Here is a 19,491-nt window from a genome sequence, read left to right as displayed (position 1 = left end):
AGAGACCAATCATGTCCAAGAAGATCAGGATGCCGAAGCACGAGCTCCGGCATGAAGTACCTGCCGTCCAAATGAGCGGCGTCGGCGGTTCGGCCCAGAAGATTTCCAGGCTCGCCTCCGACTGGCCCTTCACCTCTCGGGACGTTTCGCCGTTGGCGTGGTGGCGGACGCTGCCGTCCGGTTTCTTCCGTGATGCCGAGCTCCTGCTGGTGATCGATACGCTCGCCACGGTCAGCGTGATTGAACGTCGCGAGGAATTTGCCGCGGCACGGCGCGGCGATGCGGCCGCTGCAATCGGAGTGGCCCTCTCACTGCTGCCCATCCTGGAGGTGACAGTCGCGGTCGCCATCGCCATGAAGGCGCTGTTGCGATGCGCCCTCGGCGGCGACGCCACGGCCGCTCTCGTCTTGGCCAACCTCCTCCATCGCGTCGAGCTTGGCCATGATCTCGCGACCGAGCTGTCGGCATCATGGTACGCGCATCACCTGCATTGCACGAAGGATCAGCGCCGCTTCACCTCCGAAGAGCAGGCGGCGCTCTCGGCGATCCACCAGCAAGACGCCGTCTCAATCACCGACAGATACACGCTCGGGGGCGACGATTCGGAGGGCGACGCATGAGTGCCAAGAGCGACGATACCGATGATCTCGATTTGCCGGCCCCCGAGGATGCCGTCTCGACCGGCGCGGCGGCCGACTCGGCCGATCCGAACGAACGCCTCAAGGGTCTGCCCCGCCTTCTGCGCTACGCGATGCTTCTCGTCGATGGGGCTAGTTTCATTCAGGAAAGGCTCGTCGCAGAAATCGACGAGCTATGTCCGCAGTTGCCCCACGCTGTCGCATGGGCCACTGGCGGATCGTTAGCCGCCGCATTGGTACTCGCAGATGAACTCGACCGCCGCGCCGCCGCTCAGAACGAGCCGGCTCTCAGGAGCCTTGCCGATAGCGTCCGGCTCGTAAGCTTGCCGACACCGCGCAATGACGAATTCTTCGAGGTGTACCGCAGGGTCGGCAAGGCATTGGTGCAGGCGTTTAACGTAAGCTCCCAACACGTTGAGGAACAGCTCCGCTGCGATCTCGAGCAGTTCACCTATGGTTGGGCCGCGCTTCCCGCCTGCACCGACCTTCTGCCGAAGAAGGTCCCGGCAGCTGCGAACGCCGCTCAGCTTGGATACCGTATGGCGGAACATCGAATCATCGCAGCCAGGGCAGCAATACGGCGCAAGTTTCTGGAGGAAGAAGAGCGCAGAAAGAGGCAGGAGTCCGAGGATCGGGCCGAAACTGTCCAGCAAGAGCCCAGCGCGGTGGCGGAATCCACTCCCGACCATCATCTCGTAGTCGTGCGCCTGTCCGACCTGGACATGAAGAGCCAGAAGCTCAAGGATATCATCGGCCCGCTGAAGAACGCCATCAACATCGCGTTGCCGCTCGTTCAGACGCCGGCACTACACGACGCGCGCAATGCTCTGCTGTTCGAGTTCCCGTACGCTGTTGACGTCATTGACTTCGCGCTGGCCGATCTCGTCGGGCGCGCAACGGTCCATTTGCGGCCGCTTCTGATTGTCGGCGAACCCGGCGGCGGCAAGAGCCGGTTTGCCCGCCGGCTCGGTGAGGTGCTGGGTCTCCACGTTTGGCGGACCGACGCCAGTCGTTCCGACGGCGCGGTGTTCGGGGGGACCGACCGGCGCTGGTACTCGAGCGAGCCTTGCCATCCCCTTCTCGCGATCGCGCACGGCAAAATGGCAAACGTACTCGTCCTCCTAGATGAACTGGAGAAGGCTGCAACGAGATCCGACTACGGCCGGCTATGGGACTGCCTGCTCGGTTTTCTCGAAGCCGAAACAAATTGCCGCTACCCAGATCCCGCGTTGCAGACCAATCTTGACCTGTCGCAAGTGTCGTACATCGCCACCGCCAACAGACTCGATCCTCTGCCGAGCCCAATCCGTGACCGCTTTCGAATCGTGACTTTCCCGAAGCCGACCGCGAAAGACCTGGACGCACTGCTGCCGGCAGTGATCGCGGATCTAGCCAATGAGCGCGGCGTCAACCGGAGCTGGGTGCCGCCGCTCGACGGCATTGAGCGCGAGGCCGTCGCACGACACTGGCCGGGAGGCTCGGTGCGCCGTCTGCGCCGCATCGTCGAAGCGGTCCTGCGTGAGCGCGACATTCGCGCCTCGAGGAACTGATCCTGGTGGAACAGCGCGACGGAGGACAAGGCCGCCAATGCTGCGGCCACCGCAAGGATATTTGAACGGCGCGGTATCGCGGACGGTCACAATTCCGGAACAGCGCTTTCAGTCTCGAGTTGTTCACGGCCATCGATGGAGAAAATCCATGAAAGGTTTGATCACAGTCGCCGCTGTTACGCTGCTGTGGGGTTCGGCTCTTGCTCAAAACACCGGCCCTGCGCCACAGACCGGCATGGAAAAACCTGGAATAACTCAGGGTGCCAAAGAGAATGGCGCGATGGATACCACCGGGATGAGTGCGACCAAGGGCAATGTCAAAAGAGAGAAGGACGGTGCACCGGCGCCGAAAGACGAGAAGAAGTAGCCAGGTGGCGGGCGCCGTCCGCCTGTATGCCAACACGCCATCTGGAAGAGGTCGGACCACGCTTGCCGAACAACACCTGCCAAAGCCGGAACGGCCACTATGAGCAAGACAGTCACTGGCCAGCCTTGGAGCCTGTCTGAAATGATGACCCGCGTCCTGCCTGGCTCCGAGGCATCATCCGCGGCCGCTCTCTGGTGGGACCGAAGGCCCTCGGCAAGGAGCTCGGCAAGGCACGCGCGGTGACCATCATTCTGGCAGCGCAGTGGCTCCCGCTGAAGGCGAAGCATTGGTCAAGCGTGCCGATCGCCTCCTGTGTGAGCGCTGGAACGCACGCATGTGGGCGATTGGTGAGTCACTCGAGCCCTCCCCGACTGTCGATTAGTTGCAAGGCGAAGCGGGACGTCTACATGGCTGTGCTGCGTCACCCGCCGGTCACGTTCGTCCATGACCTCGCCAGCCGGCTCCGCTGCAGCAAGTCGCCCGCCCGTCGGCCACCTGCTACAGTTGCCTGCAGCCGCGACATTCCCGGACGGAATCTCGATGACTTAGCGCGGCTGCGGCCCCCGGTAGTCGTCGGGAAGCATCTTCCCCGTGCTCGCGGAACTTGCGCGTGCTAGCCGCCCCAAGACGGAACAGCCTGCTCGATCATCGTTCGAGCATCCTTGAGATCTCAGGGATTTGAGGGCCGCAGGAGCGCTGCCGGATGGCTTAGCGATCACGCGACGCGACGGAATTGCCTGTTAGGTGCTGGGAACGGCTCGCTGACGGGTGACTGGGCATTGGTTGCCGTGATGTCGGTTCGTGATTAACTATGTTTGCGCTGAAGAATTGTATCGCCGTGCTATCTCTTTGATAGTTTGGATCTGCAACATTGGCCTATGTCGACGAGCGGCCTCCTCCTTCCGCTCGTTCAGACCCCTACTTGGGGTGGTTGGAGATGCAACGCTCTGATGTCCCAGGAGCGCGGCACGCTGCAACCTGCGCCGCCCAGCACGTGCGGTTAGCACTAGGAGAAGCCCATGCTTACAATCCTAGCTCCCAAAAGGGGCTCGAAATATCCACTATCGTTTCAACGGCTCGGGGAGCTTCCTCTTCCTGCTTACATCGAACTCGATCTTGAGGATCGCGTGGTCACCTTCACGTGTTGGGATTTTAACACCGGAGCCGATGTACGTCACGCTTGGACACTCCCTCCGGTGGAGAATCGACCCTTTGACCAATCGGATCACAGCGATCAAGCTCGCGAAAGAGCTTGAGCCGCTTCTCGAGCGATTATGTAATGGCTACGCCTCGCGGTGGGATGGTCGCGATCATATCGGCGTAATTAATGCTGATGCTCGCGCCGCAGCAGAAGAAGTGGGATCCCGCCTGAAAGAACGCCTGTGGCCCGAAGCCATATGATGCACCGCGATTCTGGCAACGCCTCGATGCGTGCGCGGCGGCGATCAAAGTAAGCCTTCAGCTACCGTGACCACTCTCGGCCCAGAAGGGCCGAGCTTCTACCCCTGCGGGAGTCTTCTTCCTGCTTTCTGACATCGGAATGGGTCTCGCGGCCGATCCGCTCAAGATCGCACGGGGATCCGGAAAGCGGATAGATACCATCAATACCGACGACGTGCTGGCCGTGCTCAAACCGATCTGGCTCAAGAAGTCCGAGACCGCCTCCCGGGTGCTGGGCCGAATTGAGAAGGTTCTCGACGCGGCCAAAGCCAAGGGACTCGACGCGACGACAATCCGGCTAGGTAGCGCGGCCATCTTGACCACCTTCTGCCAAGGCCCTCCAAGCCAGCTCGCGGCCACCATGCTACCATGCCCTACGAGGAAGTCGTCGCCTTCATCTCGAAGCTGCGCAATGGGGAAGCGGTCGCGGTGCAGGGACGACCAACATCCACAACGTAAAGTCAAAGCACTGGACGAGATGGCTAGGTTTCAATTCGCTCATTCTGGCGACGTATGGGGGCGCTTCGTCGACGACGGTCAAACTCGCTCGATCACCGAGACGTAGTCATTCTTGCGGATGTCCCGAGCAGTGTTGAACTGCGTCGGGCCGACGTTGCCGCGGAATGAGTTCGCTCGCCATCGCCGACATTGCCTTGGCTGCCTCGCCGTCGATCGAGCCGACCGCCACGGTCAGCGTGACCGGGCGAGCGTAGTAGCGATAGGCAAGGAGACCTGCGCCTGTTGCAAAGATGACCAAGCCAACGAGCGCGAAGAAACGAAGCCAGAGCGGTAATTTTCTCGACATCACTCGCCACTCCAGACGCGTCGTCCGATGGACATCGCTGCATGCCTTTGCAGCGCCCCCTGCTCAAAGCGCAGCGCATTATATATCAGAACTGTCGGCCGATGTCGGCTATGCCCAAGTAGGCGCGAGATTGCGTCGCGAAGGGTATTGCCTCATCTGGCCAACTCGATCTCGCTTAGCCGCCACTCCTTCGTGAAAAAAGGTTCGAGCGGGCTGTAGAGGCGAAGCAGCGTGAACCAGCCCTTGCCCGGCATGGTCTGGATCCAGTTGCCGCGTTTCACGTCCGCCGGTTGGGTGGAAGCGAAGAAGACAGTGGGAGCCGTCGGCGTCCGCTTCGGCGGCGGGCGAGGAATAGCTTTGGCTGCCGGCGCGCGGATAGCGTTGCGGCGTATCGAGCATCGAGCGCGACTGATTGTCGTATATCGTGAACGACCAGAACGCAGCCGCGGGAATCCCTTTCGGCAGCATCAGCTTGTACGTCTTGCCGCCGAACGGGTTCTTATTGGCGTCCAGAAAGCCCATGAGATACTGCGAGCCAACGCGGGGAAGCCGCATGATCATGCCGGGCGAGTCCAGCGTATAGGCGTAGTAGAACGTGGTCTTTGAGTCGAGCGTTCGCGCTCCTGTCGGCGGCAAGGGTTTGAAGAGGCCCTCTTTGGTGATCATCGGCGGCGGCGTTTCGAAGTTGGCGCCGCCTTCCCAAAGCATGTTGGCCCAGGACGACTCGGGGCAGTGACTGCAAGGCGCCTAAGAAGGAGCTTCACAATATCGTCTCCGTTTTTTAAGCCTGAACCGAATGCGTGGACACTACCGCGGGTTGCGATGGTTGGCTATGCCAAAACGGCAGAGGTTTGATCGGACGCTGTGTCCGAGATGGGTTTTCGCTGTATGACAATGCGGAGACGCCCGATGACGAGAGACCAAATCACTCGTCTGAGACTGTGAAATCGAAGCGGCGATCAGGTGGAGATGGAAGATCTCAGCGAGTAGCCGACGGACCTGGTCCTCCGTCGTGCCGCACGAAATTCCTGGAAAATCGACATCATGACAGACGGGCCGCAGCGGGAAGTCGTTTGATTGGCCCGTTTCGACCCCTCGCACCAGCCGGAATGTTGCGGACGGGCCACATGGACGTGGAGGCGCATAATAGCCATGGCTGGCGCTTGCGTTCCGTGCTAGGGTAATACTCGTTAAGGTAGCTGAGGTTTTTCGGCCCCTTGCGGCGATTTCGTCCTGATGATGCGGCTGTACTGGCCGAGCGAAAACGATCCCTTGATCATCGACAGTTCTTGGAAGCTTCCGTTGGCGAAGAAGATGAGTTGAGGGGGCTGCAAACAGCTCGAATTGATCTCAAGCCATTTGCGGCGAATAGTGACCAAGTAGGCCTCGCGCGACCAGATTGAACAATGGTCGGACGGGGCTTGGCCATGCGAGCGGTAGGGACGGCGAGAAGGACGACATCATGGGTAGATCGCTTGGACCGATGATGCTGGCCGTCGTTATTCTTTTCAGCCCGGTTGCGCAGGCGCAGCCGCTTGCGGGGGCCGACAATCCGGAGGAGGCGCTGGCCGCGCAGATACGTATGCAGGGGTTCGCATGCGACAAGCTGCTTGGGGCGGTGAGGGACAAAAAGCGCTCCAGGCCGGACTACGCCGTCTGGACACTGAAATGCAGCAACGGGACATACCGGATCGGACGCGCCCCCGATATGGCCGCGAAGGTCGAATCTGTTCGATGAGGGCAGGTTCTTCGGGGCGCCATTACTGCCTTGGCACTGGTGAGTAGGAGATTGCAGATGCTTCTCTCGATTTCGCTGATAATTCTGAGCTCGCAATTGGTCGTCGCGGCGGCCGATACGGTCCCGAAATTCGACATCGGAGGTAGCTGCAAGGCCACTGCCAGTGCGGCGGCTGGCATGTCCGAGGACCAGCCGGTCAAGCGGTGCATAAGCGACGAGCAGGACGCGCAGCGCCAGCTCGAAAGCCAGTGGTCAACATTTACCAGCTCGAGCCGAGTAAGCTGCGCCGGGATGGAAAACATCACGCGAAGCTATGTCAGCTTGCTGACCTGCCTGCAGTTCGCCAAGCAAGCCAAGTAGCTGAACCGCCCCTGGTCGATGGCCAAAGGCTCAGCGGCGAAAGCGCCTGGCGAAGCGGTGCGCTCGAGATCTGCATCAGGCCTGCGAATGGCTGGCCGAGCTCCAGGACAAGGTAGATCGCTCCGGCGGCCGACGGCGCGAAGGCGACGAGCAGGCCGGCGACGGTTACGCTGGGCTGGGCAAACAGGCCAAAGCTCACGAAGATCATGGTCAGCCAGAAAATCAGCACGACCATGAAGGGCATGGGAAGCGGATTGCCGTTTCCGTGAACATCAACAGCGCAGTCGCCGCTGGATGGACTTCGGTCCGCGAGAACGCGATGGCGCCGCTGCGTCGGAGCATGGGCCAGGAGGCCGCGCCGGCGAGGCTGTTGCTCTTTCGTCGCAGTTTTCACCTTTTTCTGGCAAATCAATCCTGAGCGAATTTTACATACCAGTCCTGCTTGCTCCAGGGTTACAGTATCGCCGAGTTGTATTTGGAGGCGACACATCCTGCGGGGACGGCTATGACGGCGAGAATTGCACTGGCCTCGGCTAAAGGTGCGCGGCCAATCCCAGCACATCGACGCAGAGTTATTTCTGCAGGCCTCCTGACGTCCACTCTATTGCTTTCTGCCCCGTCTGCCTTCGCCGACGAAAACGGCATCAGTTTCTGGATCCCCGGCCTCTTCGGAAGCCTCGCGGCCACGCCGCAGCAGCCGGGTTGGTCCCTGGCAAATATCTACTACCACACCTCCGTATCTGCCGGCGACGACGTCGCGCGGGCGCGTGAGTTCACGCTCGGCAGGGTTCCGGCCAACCTCAACGTAAACGCGAATCTGAATTTGAATGTCAATGCCACCGGCGATCTTGGCCTTGTGCTTCCGAGTTATGTATTTGCAACGCCGGTGCTCGGCGGCCAGGCGTCAATGTCCCTCCTGGCAGCCTATGGCGTCGTCGGCACCAGCCTGGCGGGGACCTTGTCCGGTGTGATCGCGACGCCGTTCGGCAATGTTCCCTTCGCGCGGTCCGACGCGATCAGCGACACGACGTGGGGCTTTGGGGATCTGGCGCCGCTGGAACGCCGGCGTCCACAACTACATGACCTACATCACGGGTGACATCCCTGTCGGCGCTTACCAATCCGATCGTTTGTCGAACCTGGGCATCGGACACGGAGCGATCGACGCCGGCGGCGGCTACACCTATTTCAATCCGCAGACTGGTCACGAATTCTCCGGCGTGCTTGGCTTCACCTATAATTTCAAAAACACTGCCACGCAGTATCAAAGCGGCGTTGACATGCACTTCGACTGGGGTGCATCGCAGTTCTTGTCGAAGCAGGTCATGGTCGGCCTCGTGGGCTATGTCTACAAGGGACTGGGTTGCGATAGCGGTGCAGGGGACCGCGTCGGTTGCTTCCAGTCCCAGGTAGCTGGCGTCGGTCCCCAGATCGGTTTCCTTTTTCCGGTCGGCGACATGCAGGGCTATCTCAATCTGAAGGCTTACGCAGAGTTCGCCGCAGAAAACCGACCATCGGGCTGGAATACCTGGGTTACCTTCTCAATTTCTCCCCCCCCGCGCCCGGAGCGCCTCCGACAACAAAGCCCGTCGTCAGAAAATACTAGGAACAAGCAAGCTACGGCTTTCAGCCGTTGAGAAATCCGATCCTGCGCCGCTGTCTAATGTCTGCAATTGCCCCTGGCGAAGTGGCGGCATCCCCCACGAGGTCCGCTCACCGAGGCATGGCGGACCAGATTTTCTCACGTTGAGTTTTTCGCGTTTTGACCCAACTCGGACGTTGAACTTGTCTCCGATTTAACTGCGCAGTTGGGAAAAAACGCACCGGTGCGTTTGCGCCGGCGCGGTATAAGTTTAGCTCGCTTTTTGCACCGCCGGGGGCTTCCACGAGCCGTTCAGGATCGAAGGCGACTCATTCTTCGGCCAGTACATCCTCAGCATCGGAATGAACTCGCCCTTCGGAGCCGGAAGCCAGTTCGCCTCTTTGTCCTTACCCGGCGATTCATTCTGGAAGTAAAGCGTCAGCGAACCATCGGCATTGAACTTTGGATTGTCGCGCAGGCTGGCGGTAAATTTGTTCAGCGGGTTGGGAACGAACCACCAGCCCTGGTCGATCATGTACATGGTGATCGACCAGAAGCCGTTGACCGGCGGCGTCGCGTCCTTGGCGAAGGTCAAGGTGTACTTGTTTGCGCCCGTCAGCTTCTGTCCCGTCGAATCAGTCTCCGTGTAGGGATAGACCGCATCCCGCTGCTGGTTGGCGGGCCAACCGAATGCCGCCACCACAGCGCGCTTCATGTAGCTGTCGGAGCCGTAGGTACCTAGTCCCTTTGTCACGACCCAGCCATCCATGATCCCGCCCAAGGCTGCCTTGTTGTCTTCGATTTTCTTCAGGGCTGATTGCGGAATGTCTTTCAGTGCAGCTTGCACAGCGGGATCGAGCTTGCTCATCTCAAACGGCTTGCCGGGTACGATACCGATCTTCGCCATGCTCGCGAGGATGGGGCCATCTCCCGCCGCTGGCGGTGCATCCCCACCCATTAGCTTCGCCATGAGATTGAAATACCCCTCTGTTCCCATAGCTATGATGACCGGTTGCGGCTTGTCGGTCATGCTGAAGCCGGGGTTTGGATTGACCGGCGGCGCGACAGGTGTATACGGCTTGCCCCATGAAGAAAGCGGCGTGATCTTGTACTGTGCCTGCAACTCGTTTACTGCCTTGTAATCCTGTTCGGTGCCATCGGCATAAGTTCGGCCCAGAATAACCATGTAGCGCGTCGCCATGGGAAACTGCGTCATGCCTGCCGGTACCTCGCCCTTCCAGCCAGGCCCGGTGAACAGGTAGTTGGCGGCCTTGCCGTCAGCCGTGCGTTTGCTCGGCGATGACTCGGAGTCCGACATCCAAAGGTCGGTCAGCTCGAACAAATAGAAACGATTGCCCATATCTGGGTGACTGAACACCTGCGGTTCAGTGAGGTCGAGCCAACCCAGAGAATAAAGTGTGTCCGCATTTGGCGCCGAAACGCCACGATAATCGGCCGGCGGATAGCGCGGAATGTTGATGAACTGTCCGGTCGGCGCCGTAAGCCCTTCAACCTTTGGCACATTGCTCATCTGAACCCGGGTGACATTGGTCGTGATGAGCGAATAGCCGTAGATATATGCGCCCTCGGCGATTTGCCGCGCTTCCTCAGGAGTGACTGCTTGTGCGTTTGCAGGCAGGGACATTCCGTTGAGGACTGTGAATGCCAAACTGGCTGCAGCCGCGCCGTTTACGAATGATCGTCGGGTCGATTTCATGGCGAACTCCTCACTTTGGTTCAAAGGGGAGACAAGCGCTCGTCGAACCTAAGGAAAATTCAGCGGCTCAACACGACGCCCAGTTGACCTTAATCTTTGAAGCATAACCATTAATTGCACTCTAAAGCCAAGCGTGCCATGACCGCTGTTGGCCCGACTCCGCCTTCCGGCCATATGGCGTTTTGCGCCGCTGCTAAGGGCATAGCAGACGTCGCAGGCGGCAGCGCTCAACTTGTGAGTAAAGGGCCTACTGAGTAGAGGGCCTACTTGAGTTCGGGTGGGCACTCCGGTAACCGTCCGATGAGGGCCGCGGGATAGTGGCGTAGCGCGCTGGTCCGATCAGACAGCGAACTGAGCTGGGATTTTCTTCCATTCCTAAGGCAGCACCTCATTGATCCGGCCTTGCGGGATGCCGGCGATGCGGGCCAAGGCGTCCGCCAACCAGGCTTGCGGATCGACGTCGTTGAGCTTTGCCGTCATGGTCAGCGTCGCCATGAGGGCGGCCCGGTCGGCACCGCGTTCGGAGCCGGCGAAGAGCCAAGACTTGCGGCCGAGGGCAAAGCCGCGCAGCGCACGCTCCGCCGCATTGTTTGTCAGGCAGATCCGTCCGTCATCGACGAAGCGGGCGAACCGGTCCCAGCGGCGCAGCATGTAGTCGATTGGCTTGGCGACCGCGGACGAGTTCGATAGCCGAGCGCGCTGCTCGCGCAGCCATCCTTCCAATGCAATCACAAGCGGGGCGCTTTGTTCTTTACGCACCCGCAGCCGCTCTTCGGCGCTTTGTCCGTTGATACCGCGCTCAATATCGAACAGCGCATCGATGCGCTTGACCGCCTCCAGGGCGATCGGCGAGATCGCCGCGGCGTTCTTGTCCCGCCTCGCATTGGTGGCGATGTCCGCCAGCTCGAAGAACTGCCGCCTGGCATGGGCCCAACAGTGTACGGGCGTGATCGGCCCTTGCGCGCGCGAAGCGTCATACAGCTCATTATAGCCGCTATAGGCGTCGGCCTGCAGGATGCCGGTGAAGCTTTGGAGATGCCGTGTGGGATGCTCTTGCCGTCGGTCGCGTGAGGCATAATAGAGCGCCGCTGGCGGCGTCTGGCCACCAAACGGCCGGTCGTCGCGGACATAGGTCCAGATATGCCCCTTCACCGTCTGGCCCTTGGCCAGGATCGGCACCGTGGTGTCATCGCCGTGCAGCAACCGCTCGGCGGCCAAGACGTGGCGCTCGATCAACCCATAAAGCGGATGCAGGGCCGTCGCACAGGCGCCGACCTGGTCGGCCATTGTCGACAGGCTCAGATCGATGCCCTCCCGGGCGTAGCGCTCGCTTTGCCGGTTCAAGGGCTGATGCTGGCCGAACTTCTCGAACAGGATCATTGCCAGCAGGTTCGGCCCGGCAAAGCCGCGCGGCGTCACGTGGAAGGGCGCTGGCGGCTCGGTGATCGTCTCGCAGTTCCGGCACGAGAACTTCTCCCGCACCGTCTGGATCACCTTTCATTGTGCCGGGGAATGACCTCTAGCGTCTCGGTGATGTCCTCGCCCAGCTTTGACAGCTTCGATGAGCCACAGCAAGGGCAACTCTCCGGTGCGGCAACGACGACCCGCTCGCGCGGCAGATGATCGGGGAACGGTTTGCGCGACGGGCGCTTACGCCCGAAGGATTGTACGGTCTGCGTCTTGGCCGCCGCCCTCTCGGCTGCGAGTTCGTCTTCGGTCGCGGTTGCTTCCAACTCTTCGAGCTCAAGCTCCATCTGTTCCAGGAGCCGTGCCTTGCGCTCCGAGCGGCTGCCATAAATCTGGCGACGCAGCTTCTCGATCTCGAGCTTGAGGTAACTGATCAGGGCCTCGGCCGCCTTCGCGTCGGCAGCTTCCGCTTTGGCGCTCGCCGCAACCGCTTCCGCTTCCAGCCGCGCGGCGCGCTCTGCGAGGATCATCGCATGCGCGGCGGCAAGATCGGTGGGTAGCGATTCAGAGATTCAGATGCGGTCACGACGATGATGGAATCACATCCATCACGATCCGCAAGCTCAAAGCCTCATCCGACCGATGTCGGCCTGCGGCGCGGCAATCAGGATGGAAGTGCAGCGTCAATCAGGATGAGAGAGCTTCGCCGGGCTCGTGACGTAGGGAGGGCGTAGCCCGACCGGAGTTACGAGCCCGGCGACGGCGCGATCCGAGCGGACCGCGCCGTCTGGTGATCGCGGCTGGCCGGTGATGGATGGTTCTTCTCGCCAAAGAGGAATCACCCGTTGCCAGGCTGCCATCTCACCGATCACCAGATGAGGCTCTACATGAAGTTCCGTCAAACCAATTCGCCGCCAGTGGCGGCCGCGAAGGTGTCGTTCAGTTCGTCGACCGCTTATCGGCTCGAGAAAGATCTGCGTCTTCCGTCGCAAAAGAAGTCACCGCGGCAAAGGCGCCGGCCGGATCCCTTGGCCAACGTCTTCGACCTGGAGGTCGTGCCGATGCTGAAAGCGGCTCCCGGCGTGCGGCCCGTGGCTATCTTCGAGGAGATACTCCGACGCCATCCTGAGCTGGGGGCCGGAATCCGCCGCACGCTCGAGCGCCGGATCCGCGCCTGGCGGGCGATCCACGGCGAGGAGCAGGAGGTCATCTTCCGCCAGACCCACGAAGTGGGCCAGGTCGGCCTGTCCGACTTCACCGATATGGGAGAGCTTGGGGTCGCCATCGCGGGCGTGCCGCTCGATCATCGCCTCTATCACTTCCGGTTGGCCTATTGCGGGTTTGAACACGCCCATGTCGTGCTCGGTGGCGAGAGCTTCGTCGCATTGGCCGAAGGGCTGCAGAATGCCCTGTGGTCGCTCGGTGGGGCACCGCGGGAGCATCGGACCGACAGCCTGTCGGCCGCCTTCTGCAATCTCGACCGCAATGCGAGGGACGATCTGACCCGGCGGTACGAGGACCTCCGCCCACTATAGCATGCGGCCTTCCCGCAACAATCGCGGCATCGCCCACGAGAACGGGGCGATCGAGAGCTCGCATGGCCATCTCAAGCGCACGATCGCCGATGCGCTGCTGTTGCGCGGCACTGCCGCCTTCGATGATCTCGCCGCGTATCGCGGCTTCATCGACGAGATCGTCAGCCGCCGCAATGCCCGCAACACCAAGCGCATCGACCACGAGCGCGCCAGCCTGCAGGCGCTGCCAGATCGCCGCACCTCGGACTACGAGGAGGTGATTGTCCGCGTGACGTCAAGCGCCGGCTTCACCTTGCGCAAGGTGTTCTACACCGTGCCGTCGCGTTTGATCGGGCACCAACTGCGGGTACGCCTTTACGACGATCGTCTCGACGTGTTCGTCGGCGGCACCCCTCTCGTCACCCTGCCGCGTGGGCGGCCGCATCCCAACGGCAAGCACGACCAGGTCGTGGATTATCGGCACGTGATCCATTCCTTGCGGCGCAAGCCAATGGCGCTGCTCAATCTCGTCTACCGTGATCGGCTGTTCCCGCGTGATGCCTATCGCCGAACCTTCGATTCCTTGCGCGAGCGGCTGCCGGACAAGAAAGCCTGCCGGATCATGGTCGATCTGCTCGCACTGGCCCATGAGCGCGGCTGCGAGGCCGAACTCGCCGATCAGCTCGCGGCTGACCTTAATGCTGGCCAACTACCCGACCTCGGACGGCTGCGCGCTTACTTCGCGCCCGATCCAGCCTGCGTGCCGCAGGTCGTGGTGCAGCTCGCGCCGCTCGCCAGCTATGAGTGCCTCATCGGTGCCGGCGAGATCGGAGGTGCCGCATGAGCACGGCCAACACAGTCGACACCGCGCGCCTTAATCTGTTGCTCAACGAGTTGCGGCTGCCCGCCATCAAGGTGCTGTGGCCGCAATTTGCCGAGCAGTCCGACAAGGAAGGCTGGCCGGCGGCCCGCTTCCTCGCCAGCATTGCCGAGCACGAGATCGCCGAACGCGGCCGCCGCCGCGTCGAGCGCCATCTCCTCGAGGCTCGGCTGCCCGCTGGAAAGACCTTCGACAACTTCGACTTTGAGGCTGTGCCGATGATCTCCAAGGCGCAGGTGACCGCGCTCGCCGCCGGCGACGGTTGGCTCGGCAAGGGCGCGAATCTGCTGCTGTTCGGCCCGCCCGGCGGCGGCAAGAGTCACTTGGCGGCAGCGATCGGCCTCGCCCTTATCGAGAACGGATGGCGCATTCTCTTCACCCGCACCACCGATCTCGTGCAGAAGCTTCAGGTGGCGCGCCGCGAGCTCAATCTCGAGGCCGCCATTAACCGCCTCGATCGCTTCGACCTGCTGATCTGCGATGATCTTGCCTACGTCACCAAGGACCAGGCCGAGACCAGCGTGCTGTTCGAGCTCATCAGTTCACGCTACGAGCGGCGTTCCATGCTGATCACCGCCAATCAGCCCTTCGGAGAGTGGAACAGGGTCTTCCCGGACCCTGCTATGACGCTCGCCGCCATCGATCGCCTCGTTCACCACGCCACCATCGTCGAGATGAACGTCGAAAGCTATCGCAGGCGCACCGCGCTCGAACGGAAGCGTGGTCCAGGGCGCCCCCCCTCGCACGCGACACCAAAAACACTCGCTGATTGACGCTCCGCGACAATCAGAGCGAACAAAACTCTTGCGCGCGACAATCATCGCGGCAATCATCACGTCGCCGCGACACCGACTCGCCATCCTGATTGTCGCGCGCTCCCCATCCAGATTGTCGCGCTATAGTCGGCCGCCACGTCTCTTGTGCGTGCCGCCAGTCGATCCCGGACAAGAGACAACCGAGTTGCGCCGACGAGATCGTCACCACACCCTCGGCCGGGCTCGGCCAGATGAAGCGACCCCGCTCCAGGCGTTTTGTGAACAGGCACGCGCCCTGGCCGTCATGCCAGATCACCTTCAGCAGGTTGCCGCGACGACCGCGGAAGCAAAACAGGTGGCCGCCCAGCGGGTCGCGGTGCAAGATCTCCTGAACCTGCAATGCCAGCGACGGAAAGCCCTTCCGCATGTCGGTATAGCCGGTCGCGAGCCATACCCGCACGCCGGCCGGCAACGGGATCATCGTGGCCGTCCATCAGTCAGCGCGGCCACGACTGCGCTCAGCGTCGCCGCGTCAACCGCGCCCGTGATCCGCATCCGAGCCCCGGCCGAGAACTCAATCTCGATCGCACCGCAGCTTCTGGAGGGCGCCGTCAACGATTGCCGGTCGGGCGCAATGGAGACTGCCGCAAAACGGACTTCGCCATCCTGCCGGTGCATCGGCTCGGGCCCGCAAGCGAGGACGCCTGTGCGCGCCTGCCGCCGCCAGGCCGTAACCAGATTGCGGTGAACGTCAGGTCGCCGAGCAACCTCGACAACACTGGCTCCAGGCGCCAGACTCTCCTCCACGATCCGAAGCTTCTCGGCACTCGTCCACCGCCGTCGCCGCTCTGGACCGGACAGAACCGTAACCGTCGTCACGTTTGCTCATTTGCTTGCGAATTAATGAGCAAATCATCTCACGCTCGAACCCGATCCGGGAAGGCGGCCTCCACCGGCTTTCAATTACCCACAAATTCTCCTCCGACCAAGGCGCCTAACGCGATGTCGGTGAGGCGCGACAGCCCGCGCCACATGACCGTATTGCCAGGGGGCGGATCGCTGGCACGGGCGAGATAACCGCCGAGCCGGGCGATCTTGGTGAGATAGTGCGAAAGCGTCTTTCTCGCTTTTGGTTTGTCGTTGACGAGGCGATCGAGCACGCCGATTTCGGTCGCCGTCAACGCGAGGGTTGGTGGCGCGTCTGGAGCGGAACGGTTGAGCATCGTCATCCAGAAGACCCGCCAACTCAGGATGCAAAAGAGCGAGATCAGATTGGTCAGACGCTGGGCGGTCCTAAGCTTCGACTCCTCGGCTTTGCAGCCTGATTTGAGTATCTTGTGGAACACCTCGATCTTCCATCTCAAAGCATACCATTCGAGCTTCTCAATGGCGTCGGGGCGGGAGCTAACAGGCAGATCTGTGATCAGCTTCCACTCGATTTTCTTTCTGTTCTTCGGCGTCACGCGCTCTTCGGCATGGATCACCGTCAAGGTCAGCGCCGGGTAGCGCTTCTGCTTTCCGATCGGTGGCAAGACGCGAATCTTGCGATATCTGATCTCGAGGACGGCTTCATCGGGATCACCGTTGTTGTTTCTGACGTCGATGCAATGCAGCCCTTTGACGGCGACCTCGTCCATTTCGTCGGCGATCGTGTGATCTCCATCCCCAGCCAAACGATCAACGCAAGTCCTAATCACGAAATGCGTTCCGGCTTCTCGAGCCGCGCAGAACAGCTCATAGATGTCGCTCTCGCGATCACCGACATGGACGAATCGTCCCGGATCGCCCAGCAGCTCCGTGGATTGACGGACATTGTCCAGCCAGCGAATGCTCTCCTTCTTCTCGATGGGAACACGCGTCGGATTGATCTTCTTCTTAAGCGCGGCGGTCCCCTTGAATTTCTTCCGGGTCCAAAGTTTGACGGCCGTCAGTCCAAGCGGCAGCCCTTCGGTCGTCACCGCCAGGCTCGAGTGCATCAGGATGCCGCAAACCGTGTGCGATCTCAGGCGGCCCGCCTTGTCCCGGCCGCTGTTTATGCTCTTGGTGATCCCGATCGCGTCTGAGTTCTCTCTTTGATAGCTGAACTCGGTCGTATCATGGAGCACTAGAACGGGACCGTCGGTGGCAATCGTGCGCTCACGCGTTGATTGAAAGTGGCTGGCCAGAATGTCCGCCTCACTGACCCGGTCATTGGAGAAAAAACGATACGCAGCCTTGGTGTTGGCCCAGTCCTGGCACACCAGCGGAATACTTTCGCCCATGGCGCTGCCGATCTGCGCTACCAGTTTGCGGAGCCGCTTGTTCAGGCGCTCGTCGGCAAGGCTGCAGCCAGCGAGCTCGCGATCAAACCATGCGTCGGCTTCTTCGTCCATTGGCACCGCCCCCTGCGAATCGGTGCCAGACAAGGAATCACGGTCGATTCCTGCGATGCAATGGTTTGTGCGCTCCCTCAGCCCGTTCGACCAAATGTGGGTAATTGAAAGCTCCACCGGAGGCTTACGGTAAGCATCCGGCGAAGACCGCGCGCGGGTCATTTTCGGCTCAGGCGGCTTGATCAACGTTCCGGATGGCAGAGCGCCAATTCCATGGCAGCAGTTCGTCGAGCCTTTGGACGGGATGCTCCGCGATGCGCGCCAGAGCGTCGGCGAGCCAGGCTTGCGGATCGACGTCGTTCATCTTGGCGGTGACGATCAGGCTGTACATCACGGCCGCCCGCTCGCCGCCGCGATCCGAGCCGCAGAACAACCACGACTTCCGACCTAAAGCGATGCCGCGCACGCCACGCTCCGCCGCATTGTTGGACAGGCAGATGCGGCCGTCATCGAGGAAGCGGGTAAATGCGCTCCAACGCTTGAGCATGTAGTCCATGGCCTTGGCGACATCGTTGCTGCGCGAGAGCTTGGCGCGTTGCTCGCGCATCCAGGCTTCTAAATCGGCGATCAGCGGCGCGCTCAATTCCTGGCGGACGGCCCGGCGCCGTTCGGGCGTCTCGCCGTTGATGCCTCGCTCGATCTCGAACAGGGCGTCGATCCGGCGGACTGTTTCCAGCGCCAGCGGCGAGATCACTGCCGGCTTCTTGCCCTGAGCCTTGCGACGCGCATTCTCGGCCAGATCAGCCATCACGAAGAACGGCCGCCGGGCATGGACCCAGCACGCGGCTTCCAGGATCGGACCTGCGTTGCGGCCCGGTTCGTAAAGCCTGCCATAGCCGCCATAGGCATCGGCCTGGAAGATTCCGCTGTAGTTGGCCAAGTGAGCCTGGGGATGCTCGCCGGCCCGATCGCGCGAGTAATAGAACACCGCCCCTGGCGGGGCCTGCCCTCCAAAAGGCTTGTCGTCGCGCACATAGACCCAGATCCGGCCGGTGTCGGTCTTGGCTTTGGCCAGGACCGGGATCGTAGTGTCGTCCCCGTGCAATCGCTCGGCGCTCAGCACATGGGCCTCGAGGCGCCGGAACAAGGGCATCAACGCGGCCGTACAACCGCCGACCTGGTCGGCGAGGGTCGACAGACTGATCGGCACACCCTCCTTGGCATAGCGCTCCGCTTGCCGGTTCAGCGGCTGATGTTGACCAAACTTCTCGAACAGCACCATCGCCAGCAGGCTTGGCCCCGCCCAGCCGCGGGCAAGCACATGGAATGGCGCCGGAGCCTGGCTGATCTTCTCGCAATCACGGCAAGTAAACTTCTCGCGGACGTGCTGGATCACTTTCCAGGATTTCGGGATCACCTCCAGCGTCTCGGTGATGTCCTCGCCGAGCTTGGACAGCCGTGCGCCGCCACAGCAGGCGCACGCCACAGGTCCCGGCACCATCACCCGCTCGCGAGGCAGATGCTCCGGGAACGGCTGGCGTGACGGCCGCTTGCGCGTGAACGACGCCACCTTCGTGGTTTTGGCCGTGGCCATTTCGGCGGTGAGTTCGTCCTCCGTCGCCGAACTCTCCAGCTCCTCCAACGTCAGTTCAAGCTGATCCAATAGCCGCGCGGTACGCTCCGAGCGCGGACCATGGCGGTCGCGGTTAAGTTTCTCGATCTGCAGCTTGAGATGGGCGATCAGCGCCCGGTTGTCGGACTGCTCAGCGCGGGCGGCCGCAGCCTCCGCGCGAGCAACGATCAATGCCGCTTTCAGCGTTTCGACGTCGTCTGGCAGCGATTCAAGGTGCGGATTCCGACGAAGCCGGCCATGCATTCCAATTCGAAGCCGGCCGGGTATTCCGATCTGAAGCCGGCCACCCGTGGCGTCGTTCGCATGGGTCAATTTCATGATGTCGTTGAGGGCTGGGAAGGTCAAGAGACCGGTTGATCTTGAGCGGTTTGCTTCTGCTTTCTGAGGCTCTCTCCTTTGAGTTCGATGCGGTAGGCATTGTGGACGAGGCGATCGAGGATCGCGTCGGCGATGGTGGGGTTTCCGATGATTTCGTACCAGCGATCGACGGGCAGCTGGCTGGTGACGATAATCGAGCGGGATTCGTATCGATCCTCGACGATTTCGAGCAAATCACGGCGTTGGTCGGCGTCGAGAGGTTCTGGTCCCCAGTCGTCCAGGATCAGCAGATCGAGTCGTGCGATAGCGCGCAGCATCTTGGTGTAACGGCCATCGGCGCGGCCGAGTGCGAGCGCGGCGAAGAGACGCGGTACACGATGGTAGGCAACGGAGAAGTCGTCTCGGCAAGCCTTGTTGCCAAGGGCGCAAGCGAGCCAGCTCTTGCCGACGCCGCACGAGACAGCGTCACAATGCC

17 protein-coding genes and 4 pseudogenes are annotated in these 19,491 nt (G+C 61.5%); 12 read left to right on the top strand and 9 right to left on the bottom strand.

Annotated elements, in window-relative coordinates; all coding sequences use genetic code 11:
* Nucleotides 1-29: 29 nt before the first annotated feature.
* The 6 genes and pseudogenes from FXB38_RS42920 to FXB38_RS45065 all read left to right on the top strand — a co-directional run bounded on the left by FXB38_RS42920 (nucleotide 30) and on the right by FXB38_RS45065 (nucleotide 4,560).
* Nucleotides 30-620: a hypothetical protein gene (locus FXB38_RS42920; protein ID WP_187435067.1), complete on the top strand. Its 591-nt coding sequence runs from the start codon at nucleotides 30-32 to the stop codon at nucleotides 618-620.
* Nucleotides 617-2,188, top strand: coding sequence for an AAA family ATPase (locus tag FXB38_RS22680; protein ID WP_246230044.1), 1,572 nt, complete (start codon nucleotides 617-619; stop codon nucleotides 2,186-2,188). Before FXB38_RS42920 ends, FXB38_RS22680 begins: the two co-directional genes overlap by 4 nt.
* A gap of 148 nt (nucleotides 2,189-2,336) precedes the next feature.
* On the top strand, nucleotides 2,337-2,555 hold the full coding sequence (locus FXB38_RS22675) for a hypothetical protein (protein WP_148753191.1): 219 nt from the start codon (nucleotides 2,337-2,339) through the stop codon (nucleotides 2,553-2,555).
* Nucleotides 2,556-2,715: 160 nt separating this feature from the next.
* Nucleotides 2,716-3,099, top strand: a pseudogene (locus FXB38_RS43935) (hypothetical protein).
* A 623-nt stretch (nucleotides 3,100-3,722) separates the two neighbouring features.
* The gene (locus FXB38_RS22665) at nucleotides 3,723-3,956 is read left to right on the top strand and encodes a hypothetical protein (RefSeq protein ID WP_488226225.1); all 234 of its coding nucleotides are present in this window, start codon (nucleotides 3,723-3,725) and stop codon (nucleotides 3,954-3,956) included.
* Nucleotides 3,957-4,095: 139 nt separating this feature from the next.
* Nucleotides 4,096-4,560 (top strand): phage integrase central domain-containing protein, encoded by a 465-nt coding sequence (locus FXB38_RS45065; protein ID WP_187435066.1) that lies wholly within the window; start codon nucleotides 4,096-4,098, stop codon nucleotides 4,558-4,560.
* Here FXB38_RS45065 and FXB38_RS22655 read toward each other — a convergent pair whose 3' ends face one another.
* Both FXB38_RS22655 and FXB38_RS22650 read right to left on the bottom strand, forming a co-directional pair.
* Nucleotides 4,561-4,803, bottom strand: a complete 243-nt coding sequence (locus FXB38_RS22655; protein WP_187435065.1) for a hypothetical protein — start codon at nucleotides 4,801-4,803, stop codon at nucleotides 4,561-4,563.
* A 149-nt stretch (nucleotides 4,804-4,952) separates the two neighbouring features.
* Nucleotides 4,953-5,529 (bottom strand): annotated as a pseudogene (locus tag FXB38_RS22650) (DUF1214 domain-containing protein); the annotation flags it as partial.
* A gap of 733 nt (nucleotides 5,530-6,262) precedes the next feature.
* On the opposite strand from FXB38_RS22650, the gene FXB38_RS22645 reads away from it, so the two are divergent.
* The 3 genes and pseudogenes from FXB38_RS22645 to FXB38_RS42910 all read left to right on the top strand — a co-directional run bounded on the left by FXB38_RS22645 (nucleotide 6,263) and on the right by FXB38_RS42910 (nucleotide 8,504).
* Nucleotides 6,263-6,538, top strand: coding sequence for a hypothetical protein (locus FXB38_RS22645; RefSeq protein WP_148753189.1), 276 nt, complete (start codon nucleotides 6,263-6,265; stop codon nucleotides 6,536-6,538).
* Nucleotides 6,539-6,595: 57 nt separating this feature from the next.
* Nucleotides 6,596-6,898 carry a hypothetical protein gene (locus FXB38_RS22640; RefSeq protein ID WP_148753188.1) on the top strand — a complete coding sequence of 101 codons (303 nt, stop codon included), beginning with the start codon at nucleotides 6,596-6,598 and terminating at the stop codon, nucleotides 6,896-6,898.
* A gap of 505 nt (nucleotides 6,899-7,403) precedes the next feature.
* Nucleotides 7,404-8,504: pseudogene (locus FXB38_RS42910) on the top strand (SphA family protein).
* 247 nt (nucleotides 8,505-8,751) lie between these two features.
* On the opposite strand, the gene FXB38_RS22625 reads toward FXB38_RS42910, so the two are convergent.
* Both FXB38_RS22625 and tnpC (FXB38_RS22620) read right to left on the bottom strand, forming a co-directional pair.
* A complete protein-coding gene (locus tag FXB38_RS22625; RefSeq protein ID WP_210250941.1) occupies nucleotides 8,752-10,197 on the bottom strand; it encodes a DUF1254 domain-containing protein in 1,446 nt (481 codons plus the stop codon).
* A 375-nt stretch (nucleotides 10,198-10,572) separates the two neighbouring features.
* Nucleotides 10,573-12,134, bottom strand: a protein-coding gene (gene tnpC / locus FXB38_RS22620) for an IS66 family transposase (RefSeq protein WP_430640185.1) whose coding sequence is annotated in 2 segments (ribosomal slippage) — nucleotides 10,573-11,694 and nucleotides 11,697-12,134 — 1,560 coding nt in all. Because the reading frame shifts where the segments join, the coding sequence is not laid out codon by codon here.
* A gap of 315 nt (nucleotides 12,135-12,449) precedes the next feature.
* Between tnpC (FXB38_RS22620) and istA the strand changes: the two are divergent.
* Together istA and istB are read left to right on the top strand one after the other, a co-directional pair.
* Nucleotides 12,450-13,962: pseudogene (gene istA, locus FXB38_RS22615) on the top strand (IS21 family transposase).
* Complete coding sequence (gene istB / locus FXB38_RS22610; RefSeq protein WP_210250939.1) at nucleotides 13,959-14,771, top strand: IS21-like element helper ATPase IstB; 813 nt, start codon at nucleotides 13,959-13,961, stop codon at nucleotides 14,769-14,771. Before istA ends, istB begins: the two are co-directional and overlap by 4 nt.
* Before the next feature lie 13 nt (nucleotides 14,772-14,784).
* Here istB and tnpB read toward each other — a convergent pair whose 3' ends face one another.
* From tnpB to tnpC (FXB38_RS22590), 4 genes are all read right to left on the bottom strand, one after another.
* On the bottom strand, nucleotides 14,785-15,234 hold the full coding sequence (gene tnpB, locus FXB38_RS22605) for an IS66 family insertion sequence element accessory protein TnpB (protein WP_148753185.1): 450 nt from the start codon (nucleotides 15,232-15,234) through the stop codon (nucleotides 14,785-14,787).
* On the bottom strand, nucleotides 15,231-15,632 hold the full coding sequence (gene tnpA / locus FXB38_RS22600) for an IS66-like element accessory protein TnpA (protein ID WP_148753184.1): 402 nt from the start codon (nucleotides 15,630-15,632) through the stop codon (nucleotides 15,231-15,233). The genes tnpB and tnpA overlap by 4 nt, the downstream gene beginning before the upstream one ends.
* 80 nt (nucleotides 15,633-15,712) lie before the next feature.
* Nucleotides 15,713-17,125 (bottom strand): IS4 family transposase, encoded by a 1,413-nt coding sequence (locus FXB38_RS22595; protein ID WP_148753183.1) that lies wholly within the window; start codon nucleotides 17,123-17,125, stop codon nucleotides 15,713-15,715.
* 169 nt (nucleotides 17,126-17,294) lie between these two features.
* On the bottom strand, nucleotides 17,295-18,869 hold the full coding sequence (tnpC, locus tag FXB38_RS22590; RefSeq protein WP_246230041.1) for an IS66 family transposase: 1,575 nt from the start codon (nucleotides 18,867-18,869) through the stop codon (nucleotides 17,295-17,297).
* On the opposite strand from tnpC (FXB38_RS22590), the gene FXB38_RS43925 reads away from it, so the two are divergent.
* Nucleotides 18,759-19,055 (top strand): hypothetical protein, encoded by a 297-nt coding sequence (locus tag FXB38_RS43925; protein ID WP_246230062.1) that lies wholly within the window; start codon nucleotides 18,759-18,761, stop codon nucleotides 19,053-19,055. The two genes, tnpC (FXB38_RS22590) and FXB38_RS43925, sit on opposite strands and share 111 nt — an antisense overlap.
* Here FXB38_RS43925 and FXB38_RS22585 read toward each other — a convergent pair.
* On the bottom strand, nucleotides 19,040-19,491 hold a 452-nt coding region (locus tag FXB38_RS22585), incomplete at its 5' end, for an ATP-binding protein (RefSeq protein ID WP_187435064.1). The genes FXB38_RS43925 and FXB38_RS22585 overlap by 16 nt on opposite strands.

The organism is Bradyrhizobium cytisi, assembly GCF_008123515.1.
Lineage (GTDB): Bacteria > Pseudomonadota > Alphaproteobacteria > Rhizobiales > Xanthobacteraceae > Bradyrhizobium > Bradyrhizobium cytisi.
Note: the sequence above shows the minus strand (reverse complement) of the source record. Positions and strands in the feature narration are given on the sequence as shown.